The sequence below is a fragment of the Amycolatopsis sp. MtRt-6 genome (assembly GCF_017308975.1).
Taxonomy (GTDB): domain Bacteria; phylum Actinomycetota; class Actinomycetes; order Mycobacteriales; family Pseudonocardiaceae; genus Amycolatopsis.
This window is the reverse complement of the sequence record NZ_JADWPD010000030.1, coordinates 22567-40023: the sequence shown is the minus strand read 5'-3', so window position 1 is coordinate 40023 and position 17457 is coordinate 22567. Positions and strand designations below refer to the sequence as shown.

At 71.8% G+C, this 17457-nt stretch carries 16 protein-coding genes; 4 read left to right on the top strand and 12 right to left on the bottom strand.

Going from position 1 to position 17457, the window contains the following annotated elements:
- Positions 1-2: 2 nt before the first annotated feature.
- Positions 3-845, bottom strand: coding sequence for a substrate-binding domain-containing protein (locus I4Q55_RS37200; RefSeq protein ID WP_206794881.1), 843 nt, complete (start codon positions 843-845; stop codon positions 3-5).
- A 132-nt stretch (positions 846-977) separates the two neighbouring features.
- Here I4Q55_RS37200 and I4Q55_RS37195 point away from each other — a divergent pair, with 132 nt between their 5' ends.
- Positions 978-2153: a CaiB/BaiF CoA-transferase family protein gene (locus tag I4Q55_RS37195; protein WP_206794878.1), complete on the top strand. Its 1176-nt coding sequence runs from the start codon at positions 978-980 to the stop codon at positions 2151-2153.
- Here I4Q55_RS37195 and I4Q55_RS37190 read toward each other — a convergent pair.
- Positions 2138-2464: a GNAT family N-acetyltransferase gene (locus tag I4Q55_RS37190; RefSeq protein WP_206794876.1), complete on the bottom strand. Its 327-nt coding sequence runs from the start codon at positions 2462-2464 to the stop codon at positions 2138-2140. The two genes, I4Q55_RS37195 and I4Q55_RS37190, sit on opposite strands and share 16 nt — an antisense overlap.
- Before the next feature lie 76 nt (positions 2465-2540).
- Positions 2541-2861 (bottom strand): aldolase/citrate lyase family protein, encoded by a 321-nt coding sequence (locus I4Q55_RS50370; RefSeq protein ID WP_307793414.1) that lies wholly within the window; start codon positions 2859-2861, stop codon positions 2541-2543.
- Between the two features lie 109 nt (positions 2862-2970).
- Between I4Q55_RS50370 and I4Q55_RS37180 the strand changes: the two genes are divergently transcribed.
- Entirely contained in the window at positions 2971-3156 is a 186-nt protein-coding gene (locus I4Q55_RS37180) for a hypothetical protein (RefSeq protein ID WP_206794873.1), read from the top strand.
- Here I4Q55_RS37180 and I4Q55_RS37175 read toward each other — a convergent pair.
- The 4 genes from I4Q55_RS37175 to I4Q55_RS37160 all read right to left on the bottom strand — a co-directional run bounded on the left by I4Q55_RS37175 (position 3140) and on the right by I4Q55_RS37160 (position 10596).
- Complete coding sequence (locus tag I4Q55_RS37175; RefSeq protein ID WP_206794871.1) at positions 3140-5452, bottom strand: glycoside hydrolase N-terminal domain-containing protein; 2313 nt, start codon at positions 5450-5452, stop codon at positions 3140-3142. The genes I4Q55_RS37180 and I4Q55_RS37175 overlap by 17 nt on opposite strands.
- 97 nt (positions 5453-5549) lie before the next feature.
- Positions 5550-6314, bottom strand: coding sequence for an SDR family oxidoreductase (locus I4Q55_RS37170; protein ID WP_206794868.1), 765 nt, complete (start codon positions 6312-6314; stop codon positions 5550-5552).
- 58 nt (positions 6315-6372) lie between these two features.
- On the bottom strand, positions 6373-9957 hold the full coding sequence (locus tag I4Q55_RS37165; protein ID WP_206794866.1) for a discoidin domain-containing protein: 3585 nt from the start codon (positions 9955-9957) through the stop codon (positions 6373-6375).
- A 198-nt stretch (positions 9958-10155) separates the two neighbouring features.
- Positions 10156-10596: a helix-turn-helix domain-containing protein gene (locus I4Q55_RS37160; RefSeq protein WP_206794864.1), complete on the bottom strand. Its 441-nt coding sequence runs from the start codon at positions 10594-10596 to the stop codon at positions 10156-10158.
- A gap of 131 nt (positions 10597-10727) precedes the next feature.
- Between I4Q55_RS37160 and I4Q55_RS37155 the strand changes: the two genes are divergently transcribed.
- Entirely contained in the window at positions 10728-11924 is a 1197-nt protein-coding gene (locus I4Q55_RS37155) for a thiolase family protein (RefSeq protein ID WP_206794862.1), read from the top strand.
- 128 nt (positions 11925-12052) lie between these two features.
- Here I4Q55_RS37155 and I4Q55_RS37150 read toward each other — a convergent pair whose 3' ends face one another.
- Both I4Q55_RS37150 and ligD read right to left on the bottom strand, forming a co-directional pair.
- Complete coding sequence (locus I4Q55_RS37150) at positions 12053-12469, bottom strand: cobalamin-dependent protein (RefSeq protein WP_206794859.1); 417 nt, start codon at positions 12467-12469, stop codon at positions 12053-12055.
- A 35-nt stretch (positions 12470-12504) separates the two neighbouring features.
- Positions 12505-13449, bottom strand: a complete 945-nt coding sequence (ligD, locus tag I4Q55_RS37145) for a non-homologous end-joining DNA ligase (RefSeq protein WP_206794857.1) — start codon at positions 13447-13449, stop codon at positions 12505-12507.
- Between the two features lie 303 nt (positions 13450-13752).
- On the opposite strand from ligD, the gene I4Q55_RS50365 reads away from it, so the two are divergent.
- Positions 13753-13878: a hypothetical protein gene (locus I4Q55_RS50365; RefSeq protein ID WP_277992048.1), complete on the top strand. Its 126-nt coding sequence runs from the start codon at positions 13753-13755 to the stop codon at positions 13876-13878.
- Between the two features lie 157 nt (positions 13879-14035).
- On the opposite strand, the gene I4Q55_RS37135 is transcribed toward I4Q55_RS50365, so the two are convergent.
- The 3 genes from I4Q55_RS37135 to I4Q55_RS37125 are packed head-to-tail and all read right to left on the bottom strand — an operon-like array spanning position 14036 to position 17429.
- Complete coding sequence (locus tag I4Q55_RS37135; RefSeq protein ID WP_206794855.1) at positions 14036-16054, bottom strand: MDR family MFS transporter; 2019 nt, start codon at positions 16052-16054, stop codon at positions 14036-14038.
- A gap of 59 nt (positions 16055-16113) precedes the next feature.
- The gene (locus I4Q55_RS37130; RefSeq protein WP_206794853.1) at positions 16114-16950 is read right to left on the bottom strand and encodes an SDR family NAD(P)-dependent oxidoreductase; all 837 of its coding nucleotides are present in this window, start codon (positions 16948-16950) and stop codon (positions 16114-16116) included.
- Between the two features lie 26 nt (positions 16951-16976).
- Complete coding sequence (locus I4Q55_RS37125) at positions 16977-17429, bottom strand: N-acetyltransferase (RefSeq protein ID WP_206794850.1); 453 nt, start codon at positions 17427-17429, stop codon at positions 16977-16979.
- Positions 17430-17457: the final 28 nt, after the last annotated feature.

Below are 17457 nucleotides of genomic sequence, written 5' to 3'. Positions count from 1 at the left end.
CTTCAGGCAAGGGGCGCGATCGTCGCCCCGGCCACCGGTGGGCAGGTGAGCAGCCGGTGCTCGCCTGCCCCGGTGGCCACGACGGACGCCAGCAGCCGCACCGCCTCGCGGCCGAGGGCCCGCCAGGGCACCTCGAAGCCGCTGATCTCCGGGCCCGCCGTCCCGGACGGCGGCCGGCCGAGGACCGCCAGGGAGAGGTCGCCGGGGACCTCGACCCCCGCGGCGCGCAAGGCCCGGTGCGCCGCGGCGAACACCGCCTCGTCGACCACCAGCGCCGTCGCGCCCTCGTCGAGCCAGCCGCGGACCGTCGCCGCGTCGAGGGTTCCGGCCGGGGCGCGCAGCCGGCGGATCCGCCGGTGTCCGGCGCGCCTCAGCCGGGCGAGCACTTCGGCCGACGCCGACGCGTAGTCCGCGTCGACCCACGAAACGCGGCTGCCCGGCTCCGCGAGCCGTCCGATGTGGACGACCGGGAAGCCGGTGGCGAGCAGCTCCGCGGGAACGGGACCGCCGAGGAACAGGCAGCCGTCGGCGAGCCGGGCGCGGCCGGAGGCGGTGAACATGATCAGGTCCTTGCCGAGCGCCGCCGCTTCGGCTTCGATGCCGGCCAGGACCGGCTGGTGCGCCTCGAACGCCGGGCCGGCGGCGCAAATGCCGAAGAGGCCGGTGTGCGCCGCCCGTTTCCCCAGTGGATCGGCGTAACCGAGCTGCCGCGCCGCTTCCAGCACCCGCAGCCGCGTCGACTCCGCCAGCCGGACCCCGGTGCGGTTGCCGCCCAGGACGACGGACACCGTCGCCTGCGAAACCCCGGCCGCGCGCGCGATGTCGGTCTGCCGGACCCTGCCCATCGGGTACCTCGCTCGCCGGGGTCAGCTGATCGATTCAGAGTGCAAGCCCGCTTCCGGACGCGTCAACGGTTTTGCCCGAAACTCCAGCGGATCCGGCCCGGCCTTACCGGCGGCGGGTGGCAGGATGCGGCCATGCGTTCCCTGCCCCTCGACGGCGTCACGGTCGTGTCCTGCGAACAGGCGGTCGCCGCGCCGCTGGCCACCCGGCACCTGGCCGACCTCGGGGCCCGTGTCCTCAAGATCGAGCGACCGGGCAGCGGCGACTTCGCCCGCGCCTACGACGAAACCGTGCACGGTCTCTCCAGCCACTTCGTCTGGCTCAACCGGTCGAAGGAGAGCGTCACGCTCGACCTCAAGAGCGCCGCCGCACCCGGTGTCATGGCCGCCCTGCTGGACCGCGCCGACGTGTTCGTGCAGAACTTCGCACCCGGCGTCGCCGAGCGGCTCGGCCTCGGCGCGGCGGCCGTGCGCGCCACCCGGCCGCGCCTGATCACCTGCTCGGTGTCCGGGTACGGCTCGACCGGCCCGTACCGCGACGCGAAGGCGTACGACCTGCTCATCCAGTCCGAAGCCGGGCTGGTTTCGGTCACCGGGTCCGCGGCCGAGCCGACCAAGAGCGGCATCCCCGCCGCGGACATCGGGGCCGGCATGTACGCCTTCTCCGGGATCCTGTCCGCGCTGTACGACCGCGAACGCACGGGGCTGGGCACCGAGCTCGAGGTCAGCCTGTTCGACTCGCTGGTCGAGTGGATGGGCTTTCCGCTCTACTACGCCGGTTACGGCGGGACACCGCCGCCGCGGACGGGCACCAGCCACGCCGCGATCGCGCCCTACGGCACCTTCGCCGCGGGTGACGGGACCGAGGTGGTCCTGGCGGTGCAGAACGACCGCGAGTGGGCGGCGTTCTGCGAGCACGCCGTCGCCCGGCCGGACTGGGTCACCGACCCGCGGTTCGCGACGGGCAGCGCCCGCGTGGCGAACCGGGCCGCGCTCGAGGGCGAGATCGACGCGATCTTCGCGACACTCACCGGCCCCGAGCTGGCGGCACGGCTGGGCGCGGGCCGGATCGCCCACGCCCGCCGCCGCGACCTGCCCGGCGTCCTGGCGCACCCGCAGCTCACCGCCCGCGACCGGTTCGCGCAGGTGCCGACGCCCGCCGGGCCGATCCGCGCCACGCTGCCCCCGATCACCGTCCCGGGCCGCGCACCCCGGATGGCCCCGGTCCCGGCACTGGGCGAGCACACCGACGCGGTCCTGGCGGAGTTCGGCTTCGACCCGGCGGCCCTGCGCGGTCAGGGCGCGGTGTAGCGCAGGGCGATCTTGTGCTCGCGCGGACGGCCGGTTTCGACGAAGCCCAGCCGCACGACATCCTGGGCGCGTGACGCCGCTTCGTCGGCCAGCGCCCGGACGACGTGGCCGCCGATGCCGCGGCTTTGGTACGCCGGGTCGATCTCGATCAGGCCGAGGACCACTTCCGGGCCGCCGTCGAGGACGGTCAGCACTCCGGCGTCGTGGCCGTCGACCGTGATGATCCGCGTGTGCGACGCGTCGAAGTTCCGCTCGTGGTGGGCGCGCTGCGGTGCAGCCGGCGCAGCTCGATCCGGTGCGGCACGGTTCACTCCCCCAGGATGTGCCGGGCCCGGGCGAGCACCGGCTTGTCCACCATCCGGCCGTCCACAACGGACGTCCTCCGCGTCACCGACGGCACCGCCGCCGGCTCGCCGGCGCGTTCGACCCCGCGGGCGGTCTCGACGAGGGCGACCACCTCGGTGTCTCGGCCTTCGGCACCAGCACCGGCACACCGCGCGCGGCCACCGGCTCCGCGTCCGCGGCGTGCCCGGCGCGTTGATCCGCACCGTCGAGAACCATTCCCCCGCCGCCGCGCGCGGAGTCCTTACCCGCCGGGGCGACCGCGTCCTCGATGTCGAGGATCACGACGTCGGCGCCGCTTGCCGGCGCCTTGCCGAAGCGATCGGGCCGGTCGCCGGGCACGAACAGGTACGTCGTCGCGGCCACCCGGCCACGATAGCGGGTAAGGGGCCGGCCGGCGCCGGACTGCGTGATCACCCGATGCGGCCGCCCGCCCCTCAGGACGATCGTGGGCTCCACGACGAAAGGAGCCGCCATGCGAGGCGACTGGATCCACGACTGGGTGCGGATGGAGATGGACTACCGGGCCGGGCCGCGCCCGCTGCCGGTGGTGCGGGAACGGCCGCCGGCCAAGTCGTGGAAGGCCCTGTGGACCGCGTTGTTCCCCGCCCCGCCACGCCGGGGTGCCCCGCCCGCGACGACGTTCACGGCCGGACCGTGACCGACGCCCCGGGCCGCAGGGTCACCGTGCGCCGCCAGGTCCCGGCCCGCACCTCCGTCCGGGTGCCGCCGACGCTGCGGATCACCGCCTGCGTCACCTTCCCGTCGCGCCAGGAGAGGTCGACCGTGAACCCGCCACGGGCGCCGATCCCGGTCACCCGGCCGGCCGCTGCCCACGCCGAAGGCAACGCCGGCAACAGCTCCAGCACCCCCGGCCGCGCCTGGACCAGCATCTCCAGCATCGCGGTGGGCGCGCCGAGGTTCGCGTCGATCTGGAAGATCGCGTAGCTGCCCTGGCTGTACATGTCGAAGAAGTTGGGCGCGGTCCCGTTGCCGTTGTTCACCGACGGCCGCAGCACGGTGAGCAGCAGCTGGTACGCGCGGTCGGCGTCCTTCAGCCGCGCCCAGCACGCCGAGCGCCACGCGGTCGCCCAGCCGTAGCTGTCCATGCCGCGCGCGACCAGCAACGCCCGGACGCCGTCGAGCAGCTCGCGCGGGGCCGTGTCGGCCGCGATCCGGTCGCCCGGGAAGAAGCCGATCAGCGGGGACAGGTGCCGGTGCGTGGTCTCGCCGAGGTTGTCCGGCGACATCCACTCCTCGAGCCAGCCGGTCGTGGGGCTCACCTTCGGCAGGTACAGCTTCTGCTGCAGCCCGCCGATCCGGTCGCCGTACGCGCGGTCCCGGCCCAGGACCGCGACGGCTTCGCGGTAGTGCTCGAACAGGTCCCAGACGATCTCCTGGGCGTAGGTGATCCCGCGGGCGTCCTGCGGGCCGTGCTCGGGTGACCAGTCGTGGTCGTCGACGAGCACTTCGCGGCCGTCGACGGTCATCGGCACCAGCCGCGCGTCCCAGAACTCGGCCGCTCCCCTGAGCAGCGGGTAGATCCGGGCGAGGTACGCCTTGTCCTGGGTGAAGGCGTAGTGCTCCCAGAGCGAGTTGCACAGCCACGCGTTGCCGCCGGGGTGCCACCACCAGCCGGAGCCGCCGTAGATGTTGGTGGAGAACGCGACCGCCCAGCCGGCGACCTTGCCGCTCGTGTTCCGGAACCTGTTGCGCGGGTCGTTGAACAGCCGTTTCGTGCTGTCCGTCCACACGGGAAGCTGCGCGAGGCAGTAGTCGGCCAGGGCAGTGAAGCTCTCCGGCAGCGCCGCGCGGTCGGCCAGCCAGTAGTTCATCTGGACGTTGATGTCGGTGTGGTAGTCGCTCATCCAGTCCGGCGTGTTGTTGTTCTGCCACAGGCCCTGCAGGCCCATCGGCAGGCCGTCGCGCGACCCGGTGATCGTCAGGTACCGCCCGAACTGCAGGTAGCTCGCTTCCAGCTCCGGGTCGGCGACGCCCGGCTCGGCGTGCCGGGCCACCAGCCGCGACCACGTGTCCAGGGCCCGCTTCGCCGGCGGCGACTGGCCCAGGTCCACGCTCATCCGGTCGTACAGCCGCCGGTAGCCGGCGACGTGGGTGGCCCGCAGGACGCGCCCGCCCACCGCGAGCGCGGCCGCCGCCTTCCGCTTCGCCAGGGCGAGTGGATCGAGCGCCGCGTCGAGGAACTTCCGCGCCGCGTCGGGGACGTAGTTCGTGCCGCCGCTGAGCACGACGACGACCTCGCGCTGCCCGCTGAAGGAGATCCCGCCGGACGTCGTCACGCTGCACGCGTACTTCAGCCCGTTGGGGAACGTGCCGGTGAACGCGCCCGCGCCGGCCGCCGGCTCGCCGCGGGTCGGTTCCAGCGTCACCGAGCCGGTGACGGGCCCGCCGCTGAGCCGGATCACCACGACGTCGTCGGGGTGGCTCGCGAAGTACTCGCGCCGGTACTGCACGCCCTGGTGCCGGTAGGTGATCACGACCAGGCCGTTGCTGAGGTCGAGGGTGCGCCGGTAGTCCGTGACGCCGGTGTGCGCCGGCACCGCGATCCGCAGCTTCGCGAGCAGGCCGAGCGTGCCGAATTTCTCGGTCTCGTAGGGGAACTGGCCGTCGTCCTGGAGGACGTCGTTGGGGCCGCCGGTCCACAGCGACGCGTCGGCGAGGTAGAGGAAGTCCGCGGCCGGGTCACCGCCGACGAGCGCACCGATCCGACCATTGCCGATCGGCAGGCCCTGCTCGATGAGCTTGCTCTCGGTCGCGGGCGACGGGTACCACAGCGTGGTGGCCCGCGTGTCGGGGACGAGCTCCTCACCGACCGGTCGGATCACCTCGGCGTTGGCACCAAAGGGACGTAGCCCACCCAGCGCCACACCGGCGCCGACCGCGCCACCGAGCTTGAGGAAGGACCGCCGCGACGGCGGGAGAGGCAGTTCGGGCATGGGTCATCCGTTCGGCGTTGGGCGGAAAACGGCCGCGAAGCCCGCCAAACATATGACCTATCCGGTCCGGTGGTCAAGATTCTTCGGGATGGCCCGGTTACCCGTGATCGGCTCGCTCGGCGAGGTACTCGCGGAACGTGATCTCGCCTTCGCGGTGCCCGGGAGCCAGGTGCCCGCCGCCGGCGTAGGCCCGGAACGTCGCTCCCGGCACCTTGACCGGCACGGTCCGCCGGTGCCGGCCGGTCGCCTCGCCGAGGGCCCGGGCCAGCTCGGCCACGGTGAGGATCTCCGGGCCGCCGAAGTCGGGCGCCCGGCCCGCCGGGTCGGCCAGGGCCTGCCCGGTGAGGCGGCGGGCGACGTCCCGGACGTCGACCGGCTGGAAGGAGATCCGCGGCACCGGCAGCACCGGCAGCCGGGACGCGCCGGTGAGGATGGCGCGGACCAGGCCGTGGAACTGGGTGGCCCGCTGGATCGTGTACGGCAGGCCCGAGGTGGCGAAGAGCTGCTCGGTTTCGTGCTTGGCCCGGTAGTAGCCGAGCGGGACGCGGTCGACGCCGACGATCGAGACGTAGACCAGGTGCGGCGTGCCCGCCCACCGCGCCGCTTCGATCAGCGTGCGCGCGAGCTGCGTCTCCCGGCCGAAGTAGTCGGTGGCGCAGTGGACGACCGCGTCCACTCCGGCGACGGCGCTGTCGATGCCCCGTCCGGTCCGCAGGTCGCCGCGGACGACCTCCGGCCCGGCGCGCCTGCTCAGCACGCGGACCTCCTCGTCCGCCGCCCGCAGCCGCGCCACGACCGCCGAGCCGAGCTGCCCGGTGCCGCCGGTGACCAGGATCCGCACGTCGACCACCTCCGGCGCCATCCTGGCACGGTGCGTGCCCGCCGGGAAACGGTCTTCCCGGCGGGCACCCGCGCTCCCCTCAGCCGCGGTTGATGGTGAACGTGGTGGTGCGGTTGCGGATGTCCTCGGCGTTGTCGGCCAGGGTGAGACCGGTGAAGGTCGCCGAGCCGACGGCCGGGCCCTGGCCCGGTTCCGGCAGCTCGTTGGCCCAGATGCCGATCCCGGACTTGGCGTCGAACTCGTCCCCGCTGCGGTGCGCGCCGGTGATCGACACGTTCGTCAGCACGGTGTCCTCGACCGGGTGCTCCGGCCCGCCGTTGTACTTGGTCTGGAACATGATGCCGCTGTAGGTCGGGCTCTGGATGTCCACATCGGACACCCGGATGCCGCGGAACTCCTTGGACGCGGAGAACAGCCAGATCGCCGGGAACGTCTGGTTGCCCCAGAAGTGGCCGCCGGCCCGGACCAGGGAGGCGTTCTGGACCGTCGTCGGCTGCGGCCCGAACCCGAGGAACGGGTAGCCGAAGTCGAGCGAGCTGATCGTGATCGCCGAGTACGTCAGCGTGTCCGCGATGTGGAGGTTCCGGAAGGTGTTGTGGTACCCGCCGTAGACCGCCAGCCCGGCCGCGCGCCAGGGGGTGAGCGCGGTGAGGTTCTCGTATACGTTGTCGTACTGGTTGCCCGGGTTGAGGTCCGTGGCGGCGAACAGCGCGAAGCTGTCGTCGCCGGTGGACCGGGCCTCGATGTTGGTGACGTGGTTGCCGGTGCTGCCGTTGGTGAGGTTGACGCCGTCGGCGAAGGTGTCGCGGATCCGGGAGTTCTTGATCGTGGTGTTGTCCACGTTGGTGCCCCAGACCATGACCACCTGGTGCTCGACCCAGATGTCGTCGATCGTCAGGTTCGCGACGTTCGTCAGGTTGAACACCTTGCCCGGCCCGTCGATGCGGGAGGTGTAGTTCCCGAACACGGCGAACCCGCGGAACGTCGAGCCGTTCGCGCTCGCCTGGACGTCGATGCCGATGTCGGTGTTCTCCTGGCCCGGAGGCGCGGAGAACTTCGTGAACCACGGCCCGGCGCCGGTGACCGTGACGGCCTTGCCGTAGACGTTCAGCTTGCCCGACAGCGCGTAGGTCCCGGCCGGCAGGTAGACCCCGGTGAGGGCGGGGTCCTGCCGGACCTTGTCGAGGGCGTTCTGCACGTCCTGCTGGGTGAACCCGGCCGGCACGGCGAAGCGGGCCGGGTCGGGGTTCGCGACCGCGGTCGCCTGCTCGAAGCTGACGAAGTCGATCGCGTAGTTCGTGCTGTTCGCCGCGTCCTTCTGCAGCTTGATCCGGCTGCCGGCGGGCACGGTGGTGCCGAGCAGCATGCTCGCTTCGTCGTAGATGTGCCGCGGCCCGGCGCCCGGCGAGTTGCCCGGACCGGTTTCGGCGCCGTAGAGCCACGCGTAGCGCGAGGTCAGGTCGATCGCCTTGAGGAAGGTGCCGTTCACGTAGACGTTCAGCGTCGAGGTGATGCCGCCTCCGCCGGGAGCGTCCGGGATGGAGAACCGCGTGACCAGCGTGTTGGTGGCTGCCCGGGTGGTGAACTCCACCGAGGCACCGGTCGAGTTCAACGTGACGGCCTTGCGGCCCGAGGCCTCACCGGCGAGGTCGCCGATGGTGCGGTTCGGACCGACCACCGCCGCGCCGCCCGCGACGACGCCGTCCTCGGCTTCATACGTGTCGTAGGGCATGTTGGCGCCGCGGCCGGCGAAGAGCGCCTGCGTGCCGGTGTTGTTGCCCTGCTTGACGGGCAACTCGTTGGCGTCGGTCGCGACGACCGTCTTGACGGTGTACCGGCCGTTGGCCGCGGTCCAGGTGCCGACGGTCACCGGTGCCGCGGTGGCGCCGGCGGCGATGGTCCCGGTGTAGCTGCCGCTCAGCGTCTTGACGACGGTCCCGTTCTGGTCGGCGATCGTCACCGTGACGCCGTGGGCGCCGCCCGCGCTCGCCACGGTTCCCTGGTTGCGCAGGGTCGTGCTGAAGGTGACCGTGGTGCCCGCCGAGGGGTTGCCCGGCGTCCACGCCGTCGCCGCGACGAGGTCGGAGCTTGGCACCGGACTGACGACGAGTGCCGTCGAGCCGGTGTAGGCGTTGTTGGCCTCGTTATGCTCGATGACGGCGTTGGCCTCGTCGACCTTGGCGGTCAGCGGGTAGCTGCCCGCGTCCCGGGTGCCGATGTTCGCCGACACCGTCGCCGACGCGCCGGCCGCGAGCGCGCCGACGTTCGCCGTGCCGACCGTGGCCGTACCGAGGTAGAGGTTGACGTTCGTCGCGCCGGAGGCCGCCGTCCCGGCGTTGCGGACGGTCGCCGACGCGGTGATCACGTCGGTCTCCACCGGGTTCTGCGGCGACCACGACACACCCGAGATCGTCAGGTCCGGGTTGGGCGCGGGGACGCCGATGACCTGGAACTCCGCGGCCTGCCCACCGCCGGCACCGGAGTTGGCGGTGACGCGCAGGCGGACGTCGGCGGCCCGGCCACCGAGCGGGATCGTCACGGTGTTGCCGGTCGCGGGCGTGAAGCCGTAGGTCTGCGCGGCGACCAGCGTGGTGAAGGCGGACGCGCTCTGCTCCCGGCCTTCGACGGCGATCGTCTGGGTCCGCGGACCCCACGCCGGATCGGGGTTGAGCTTGACCACGACCTGGTTCAGGTCGGCGTTGGCGCCGAGCGCGGCGGTCAGCAGGTTCGGGTAGGTTCCACCGCCGCCTTCCCAGTAGGTGGCCAGGGAGCCGTCGTTGGCGTTGGCCGCCACGTACGTCCACTCCGTCGAGGACGCCGTGATCGGCTTGCCCAGCGCCAGGTTCGTCCCGGCCTGGCTGCCGGTGCGCGTCACGGTGGCGCTGTTCGCCGACTGGTTGCCCGCGGAGTCCTTCGCGCGCACGAAGTACGAGACGGTAGCGCTGTCGGGCTGGCTGTCGGTGAAGGTGAGAACCGTGCCGCCGACGCTGCCGCGCAGCTGGCTGTTCGCGTAGACGTCATAGGCGGCGACACCGGTGTTGTCGGTCGAGGCGGACCAGGTCAGCCGGATCTGGCCGCTCGCGGGCTGGGTGTAGGCGAGGTTGCCGGGCGCGGACGGCGGCTGCGTGTCCCCACCGGCGGGCCCGTGCACCTCGAACTCCGCCAGCTGAGCGGCGGGCCAGCCGGTGTTCGCCGTGATGTTCAGCCGGACGTACCGGGGCTTGCCGGTGACGTCCACGGTGACGGTGTTGGCCTTGGCCGGGTCGAACACGTACCCGGCCGAGGGCTTCAGGTCGGTGAAGGTGGTCCCGTCGGTGCTGCCCAGCACGCTGAAGGTCTCGGTGCGGGCGCCCCAGTTCGCCGTCGGCAGCTTGAGCACGAGCTGCGCGACGTCCGTGGGTGCGCCGAGGTCGGCCTGGACCCACTGCGGGAACTGGTTGTTCGTGCTTTCCCAGTAGGTGGCCTGGTTCCCGTCGCCGACGTTGGCGACGGGGTAGCCGGCGAGCTGACTACCGGCCGTGTAGGTCGCGACGGCCGCTTCGGCGGCGGGCAGGACAGCCGGCACCGGGGCCGGCGCCGCGCTCGCAGGTGCGGCGGGCACGGCCAGGAGCAGGGACAGGGCGGCGAAGGCGGCCGCGGGTGACAGCACTCGCTTCGTTCTCATGGAGTTCCTCTGATCCGGGGAGGAGGGAGACGACTCGGAGCGAAACCGGATTCTTCCTGGCAGATGCTTCGATCTATCGCGCTTCTGTCAGGTTCTTTCATCGATTCGTTCAAGAGTTACAGTGACGTGGGTCTCAAGTCAACGCCCGCGCAGAAAAAGGCCTCCTCGCGGGAGGCGAGGAGGCCGTGGCGGCTCCGGTCAGGCGTGCACGGCACCCAGCCGGATCGCGCGGGTGCCCGGAGCGTTCACCGCCTCGCCGCAGTGCGCGCAGACGGTGGCCGGCTCGAGGACCTCGCCGCAGGCGTGGCGCCAGAGGGTCGGCGGTTCCCCCTGGTGGACGTACTTGTCGCCCCAGGCCATCAGGCCGAGCAGGATCGGCTGCAGCGCGCGGCCGGCTTCGGTCGGGTGGTACTCGTGGCGCGGCGGGTGGGCTTCGTACTGGCGCTTTTCGAGCACGCCCGCGTCGACGAGCTTGCGCAGCCGCGCGGCCAGGATGTCGCGGCTGGCCCCGGTGTTCTCGGCGATCTGGTTGAACCGCCGCTCCCCCAGCATGATCTCCCGCAGCGCGAGGAGGGTCCACCGCTCGCCCACGACCTCGAGAGCCTCGGCGACCGAGCATTCGCGACCACGCCGAACCATGCCACCTCCAAGGGATTGAAAATCCAACCTAGCACGTCAGATAGCTGTGAGCTGCCGAACAAGCGAGTTGTGGAATCCAACCCACTGGGCGTATACCGAAGATATCCCCGATCTGCGAGGAGGCAGACGCCATGACGGACGCGGTGATCGTCGACGCGGTACGAACCCCGATCGGCAAGGGCAAGCCGAACGGTTCGCTGGCCGGGGTGCACCCGGTCGACCTGCACGCCCACGCCCTGCGGTCGCTCGTCGAACGCACCGGCCTCGACCCGGCCCGGATCGACGACGTCATCAGCGGCGCGGTCGGCCAGATCGGCGAGCAGAGCATGAACACCGCCCGCTGGGCGGCTTTGGCCGCGGGGCTGCCGGAGTCGGTGCCGGCGGTGACCGTCGACCGCCAGTGCGGCAGCAGCCAGCAGGCAGTCCACTTCGCGGCACAGGGCGTCATCGCCGGCGCGTATGACGTGGTCATCGCCTCCGGAGTCGAGTCGATGAGCCGGGTGCCGATGGGCAGCCAGCTGGCCGGACGCGACCCGTTCGGCACACAGGTCGCAGCCCGCTACCCCGACGGTCTGGTCCCCCAGGGCATCAGCGCGGAGCTCATCGCCGCGAAGTGGGGCTTCACCCGCGCGCAGCTGGACGAGTTTTCCGCGGAAAGCCACCAGCGCGCCGCGAAGGCATGGGCCGACGGCAAGTTCGCCGGCGAGGTGGCACCGCTGAAGGCCCCCGGCCCCAACGGCGGCCTCGTCGACGTCACCACCGACGAGACCGTGCGCCCCGGCACCACACCGGAGATCCTGGCCGGGCTGAAGCCGGCGTTCCGCGCCGAGGTCTGGGAGCACCGGTTCCCGGACCTGGGCTGGCACATCACGGCAGGCAACTCCTCACCGATCAACGACGGCGCCGCAGCACTGCTGATCACCAGCAGCGAGACGGCAACCGAACTGGGCCTCAAGCCACGAGCCCGCATCCACAGCTTCGCCGTCGCCGGCGACGACCCCCTGCTGATGCTGACGGGCGTGATCCCCGCAACCCGCAAGGTCCTGGCACGGGCGGGCCTGGAGGTAGCGGATATAGACGCGTTCGAGGTCAACGAAGCATTCGCCAGCGTGGTGCTGGCCTGGCAGCACGAGATCGGAGCGGACCCGGCAAAGGTGAACATCAACGGCGGCGCAATCGCCCTGGGCCACCCCCTCGGCGGCAGCGGCGCCCGCCTGGCGACAACGCTGCTGTCGGTATTGGAGCAAACGGGCGGCCGCTACGGCCTGCAGACGATGTGCGAGGCGGGCGGCCTGGCCAACGCAACGATCATCGAGCGCCTGGACTGACCCCGAACGCCGCAACCGGAACCCGAAGCAAGCCAGACCCCCGCAACCCCGATCCGAAGCCAGAACACGGCCGGCGGTGCCGGGTCAAGGCACGCTTTCCCGCCTTGACGCGGTACCGCCGGCCGTAGTCACAATCGGGCTTCGGGGTTGCGAACACCAGAAGCCGGTTGCCCGGCGCCGAGCACCAGATAGGCCCGCAGAGCCGCCACCGCACCAGCCGGGTCGTCCCCCGCCGGGAAAACCTCGTCAAAGCCCAGCTCAAGCAACCCCTCCCGAGTACCACTCAACCGGCCACCGATCACCACCGCCACCCCGGCAAGCGCAGGATCACCCCGCACCCGCCGAAGCACATCCACACCCGGAGCGCCGACAGCGGTGGACAGCACCAAGCAACCCGGCCGTTCCCAACGACAGGTCCGCAGCACCGAGTCGACCGGCGCCCGCGGCCCCACGTTCCACACCTCATGACCGGCCCGTTCAAGGACCACCTGCAACGCAACGAGGCTCCACGCGGCCGCGTCCAAACCCGACAGCACAACCTTCACCCCGCGCAGAGCCACGGCAGCCCGCGGAAAATACGTCAGCCGGGGTCGGGCGGCTCCTCGACACCGTCACGGTCGGCCCACTCGAGCAGCGGGTCGAGGGAGAACACGGCCTTGTCGATACCGGCGTGGAGGTCGCCCAGCTCGGCGAAGCGACCCGGGACGGTGGCGATGGTGAAATCGCCCGGCTCGGCGTCGTCGATCTCCTCCCACCGGATCGGCGTCGACACCGTGCCTTCGGGATTCCCCCGGACCGAGTAGGCACTGGCGATCGTGTGATCCCGCGCGTTCTGGTTGTAGTCGACGAAGAGCAGCCGCGGATCGCGGTCCTTCCGCCACCAGGTGGTCGTGACGTCATCCGGAGCCCGCCGTTCGACCTCGTGGGCGAAGGCCAGCGCGGCCCGGCGAACGTCGGCGAAGCCCCAGCGAGGCTCGATCCGGACGTAAACATGCAGACCACGGCCGCCGGAGGTCTTCGGCCACCCGACCGCGCCGAGCTCGTCGAGGATCTCGTGGACGACGTGCGCGACCCGCCGGACCCGGTCGTACCCGCAGCCGGGCATCGGGTCGAGGTCGATCCGCCACTCGTCGGGCTTCTCGGTGTCGGCCCGCCGCGAGTTCCACGGGTGGAACTCCACAGTGGCCATCTGCACGGCCCAGGCGACGTGCGCGAGCTCGGTGACGCACAGTTCGTCGGCGTGCCGGTTGTAGCGCGGGAAGCTGACCCGGACGGTCTCCAGCCACGGCGGCGCCCCGTTCGGGACGCGTTTCTGGTGTACCTTCTCCCCCGCCACGCCGGAGGGGAAGCGGTGGAGCATGCAGGGGCGTTCGCGCAGGGCGTTGACGATGCCGTCGCCCACCGAGAGGTAGTAGTTGACCAGGTCGAGCTTGGTTTCACCGCGGGCCGGGAAGTAGACGCGGTCCGGGTTGGAGATCCGCACGGTGTGCGGGCCGACTTCGAGCTCCACAGCCTTGTCCGCCATGGGACAGACGCTACTCGCTCAGGCGGCTCGGTGAGTCTCCCGACGGACGGTCACGTGCTCGATGGCCGGCTCGTGCGAGCGGGCGATTTCGCCGGGTCTGCTGGGCCTGGTCGAGTCGACGGCGGACTTCGCGGTCCTCGCCCACATCGACTACGCACTGCGTGCGTGGCCGCGCGAGCACCCCCCGTTCGTGGCGGCGGACTTCGAGGAGAAGTTCCGCACGGTGCTGCGCGCGCTGAAGGCGAGCGGCCGCGCGTTGGAGGTGAACACGAAGGTACCCCTGCCGGGCGAAGTGGTGCGGTGGTGGCGTTCGGCAGCGACGCCCACGAGCCGGCCCTGGTCGGCCACGGCTTCGCCGAGGCGGCAGCCCTGGTCGAGTCCTGCGGCTTCCGCCGAGGCCGCACGCCCCACGACTTCTGGCGCCGCTGACCGAGCCGCCCCTCAGCGCCCCAATGTGGCCTTGGTTGCGTCCAACGCACCCAAGGTGGCCTTCGGTGCGTTGAACGCACCGAAGGCCACATTGGGGCGCTTGGGGCGCATGCCGAACCAGCCGACCCGCGGCGAACGCCCGGCGCGCGGTCGGCCGTCAGGCGAGGGCGTGGCGGCCGTAAGTCCGGGACTCCGCACTCTGGTCCATCAGCCGCGCCGCCACCCGGCCGATGGCCGCGTCCAGTTCGGCTCGGTCGGCCGTGCCCCAATCGCCCAGGCGCTCGGCGAGCCAGTCGTGCCAGGCCCGGACCACCTTGTCGAACTCCTGCCGGCCCGAGGCAGTCAGCTCCCAGCCGTCCCGCGTGTACCGCAGGTGCCCCGTCAGCTCGAGGCGGTTGAACGCCGGCTCCAGCACCGGCGCGGGCACGCCGAAGAACGACCCGATCGCCCCGAGCGTCGCCGGCGAACCGCGGCGGCGACGCAGGTGGACCTGCAGCAGGCACCAGATCCCGCCCTCGTCGAGGTCTCCACCGGCGCGCTCGACGATCGCCGGCGCCACCTGGCGGCGCTCGCGGAAGAACAGCGTCGCCACCGCGCGTTCGAGCTCGCGGTCGTCGGTGCGGGCCTCCGGCATCGCGAAGCCGTCGCCGAGGTCCGGGGCCGCCGCGCGGGCCGTGTCGCGCAGCGGGACCTCCTTCAGGAAGAACGCCAGCGCGAACGCCACCAGGCCGACCGGCGCCGCCGCCAGGAACACCACGTGCAGCGAGTCGCTGTACGCGCGGATCACCGGCGCCGACACCGGCGAAGGCAGCGCGTGCAACGCCGTCGGCACCTGCAGCGCCCGCGGGTCGACGCCCGGCGGCACCGGGAGCGCGGCCAGCTTCGGAGTCAGCTGGTTGGCGTACACCGTGCCGAAGATCGCCGCCCCGAACGAGCTGCCGATCGACCTGAGGAACGTCACGCCCGAGGTCGCGACGCCGAGGTCGGCGTAGTCCACCGTGTTCTGCACCGCGATCGTCAGCACCTGCATGCCGAGCCCGATGCCGAGGCCGAGCACGGCCATGTACGCCGACGCCTCCCAGAACCCGGTGTCGGTGTCCAGCCGCGAAAGCAGGTAGAGCCCGATCGTCATGCCCGCGGCCCCGGCGAGTGGGAAGATCTTGTAGCGCCCGGTGCGGCTCACCGCGTTGCCCGCGGCGATCGACGCGACGAGCAGCGCCAGCACCATCGGCAGCAGCCGGACCCCCGACGTCGTCGCCGACGTGCCCTGGACGTACTGCATGTACGTCGGCAGGTACGACAGCGCGCCGAGCATCGCGAAGCCGACGACGAAGCTCATGATCCCGCCGACGGTGAACACCGGGTTGCGGAACAGCCGCATGGGCAGCATCGGCTCCTTCGCCCGCAGCTCGACGAAGACGAACGCCGCCAGCAGCACCACCGAGCCGATCGCCATCCCGGCGATCACCGGCGAGCCCCACGCGTACTGCGTGCCGCCCCAGCTCGTGACCAGGGTCAGGCCGGTCGCGGCGAGGCCGATGAGCAGGATGCCGAGGTAGTCGATGACCGGCTTGACCGCCGCGCGCGCGTTCGGCATCGCCGAAGACGCCACCACCAGCACCACGACGACCAGCGGGATGTTGACGTAGAACGCCCACCGCCACGACAGGTGGTCGACGAAGAAGCCGCCGAGCATCGGGCCGGCCACCGTCACCACGCCGAACACCGAGCCGAGCACGCCCTGGTACTTGCCGCGCTCGCGCAGCGGGACGACGTCGGCGATGAGCGCGGTCGAGGTCACCATCAGCCCACCGCCGCCGAGGCCCTGCACCGCGCGCCAGACGATCAGCCAGACCATGCTGTCGGCGAACCCGGCGCAGAACGAGCCGACGCCGAACACGACGACCGACAGCTGGAACATCAGCTTGCGGCCGAACAGGTCGCCGAGCTTGCCGACGACGACCGTCATGATCGTCTCGGCCAGCAGGTACGACGTGACCACCCAGGACAGGTGCCCGGCGCCGCCGAGGTCGCCGACGATGGTCGGCAGCGCGGTCCCGACGATGGTCTGGTCCAGCGCGGCCAGCAGCATGCCCAGCAGCACGGCGCCGAAGACGGCGTTGACCCGGCCGCGGCTCAGGACGGGCGGCGCCGCCGCGCCGGGGGTGGCCGTCATCTCTTCAAGCTAGTGCGCGGTGTCCACTGTGGATAGCCACCCGTTCCGGTGGTCCGCGGTCAGAGCGTCCAGCGCTCCCGCGGCGGCGATTCGAGGACGAGCTCGCTGCCGACGGCCGCGGCGATCTCCTCCACGGTCCAGGTTTCCCGGTGCAGGACGGGCCGGATGATGGCCGGCTGCCGGACGGCGTGCAGGTGCCCGTCGGCCAGCCGCAGCACCTGCCCGGTGACGCCGGCGGAGAGGTCGCTGAGCAGGTAGGTCACCAGGGGCGCCACCCGTTCCGGTGGTGGCGCGTCGGGGTTCCCCTTCGGATCGGCCGCCATCAGGCGGGTCCAGGCGATCGGGCTGACGGCGTTGACGCGCACCCCGTGTTCCGCCAGGTCCCCGGCCCACGAGTAGGTCATCGAGGCCACGGCGCCCTTCGACGCGGAGTAGGCGGCGGCACAGCGCTGCCCGATCATGGCCCCCGAAGTGACGTTCACGATGACACCGCGCCCCTGCGCGCACATGACTTTCGCGGCCGCGGTACCACAGTGGAGCGGCCCCAGGACGTTGGTCTCGACCAACACCCGGGTCCGCTCGGGATCGTCGTCTTCCCACGGCGGCGCGTGGTAGCCGACGGCGGCGTTGTTGACGAGCCCGTCCAGCGAGCCGAACCGCTTGCCGCACAGGGAGATCAGCGACCGGGCGTACCCGGCGTCGGCCACCGACCCGACGCTCGCCACGGCGGTCCCACCGTCGGCCACGATCGCGGCCGCGGTCTCGCAGGCGGGTTCGGCGTCGACGTCGTTGACGACGACGGCGGCCCCGTTCCCGGCGGCGTGCCGCGCGAAAGCCCGCCCCAGCCCACGTCCGGCACCGGTGATCACGACGGCCCGCCCGTCCAGGAAGCCCATGGCTTCCAGTGTGACGCCGGACCGGCTCAGGTGCGCGTCAAGGCCACCAGAAACGGGCGGAACCCGTGCGCACGGTAGAAAGCGAATGCACCGGCGTTCTGCGCGTACGCCTGCACAGTCATTTCGTTCGCGCCGTGCGCACGCGCCCAGTCGAGAAACCGGTCCACGAGCGCGCCGCCCACGCCCTCGCGACGGCGTTCCGGAGCGACGCGCATGCTTTCGAGCACGGCCGTCACGGCGTCCGGCCGCAGCGGGTCCGGCCGGCGCAGCCGTCCGATCAGGTGGCCCGCGCCCCCGTCCGCCAGCAAGCACAGGCACTGCGGGTCTTCGACGAGACCCGCGTAATAGGCCTGCCCTTCGCGGGCGGGCCAGCCGGTGTCCATGAACGGATCGTGGCTCCCACCGTCCTCGGCGAACAAGGCGGCGGCCGAGGCGAGAAGTTCGGAAACGTCGTCGGGACGACATTCGGAAACAATCATCTCAACGACGGTAACGGCGGCCTTTTTC

Coding starts and splice junctions, on each gene's coding strand:
- I4Q55_RS37200 (WP_206794881.1), bottom strand. CDS start 845: ATGGGCAGGGTCCGGCAGACCGACATCGCGCGCGCGGCCGGGGTTTCG.
- I4Q55_RS37195 (WP_206794878.1), top strand. CDS start 978: ATGCGTTCCCTGCCCCTCGACGGCGTCACGGTCGTGTCCTGCGAACAG.
- I4Q55_RS37180 (WP_206794873.1), top strand. CDS start 2,971: ATGCGAGGCGACTGGATCCACGACTGGGTGCGGATGGAGATGGACTAC.
- I4Q55_RS37175 (WP_206794871.1), bottom strand. CDS start 5,452: ATGCCCGAACTGCCTCTCCCGCCGTCGCGGCGGTCCTTCCTCAAGCTC.
- I4Q55_RS37170 (WP_206794868.1), bottom strand. CDS start 6,314: ATGGCGCCGGAGGTGGTCGACGTGCGGATCCTGGTCACCGGCGGCACC.
- I4Q55_RS37165 (WP_206794866.1), bottom strand. CDS start 9,957: ATGAGAACGAAGCGAGTGCTGTCACCCGCGGCCGCCTTCGCCGCCCTG.
- I4Q55_RS37160 (WP_206794864.1), bottom strand. CDS start 10,596: ATGGTTCGGCGTGGTCGCGAATGCTCGGTCGCCGAGGCTCTCGAGGTC.
- I4Q55_RS37155 (WP_206794862.1), top strand. CDS start 10,728: ATGACGGACGCGGTGATCGTCGACGCGGTACGAACCCCGATCGGCAAG.
- ligD (WP_206794857.1), bottom strand. CDS start 13,449: ATGGCGGACAAGGCTGTGGAGCTCGAAGTCGGCCCGCACACCGTGCGG.
- I4Q55_RS37135 (WP_206794855.1), bottom strand. CDS start 16,054: ATGACGGCCACCCCCGGCGCGGCGGCGCCGCCCGTCCTGAGCCGCGGC.
- I4Q55_RS37130 (WP_206794853.1), bottom strand. CDS start 16,950: ATGGGCTTCCTGGACGGGCGGGCCGTCGTGATCACCGGTGCCGGACGT.
- I4Q55_RS37125 (WP_206794850.1), bottom strand. CDS start 17,429: ATGATTGTTTCCGAATGTCGTCCCGACGACGTTTCCGAACTTCTCGCC.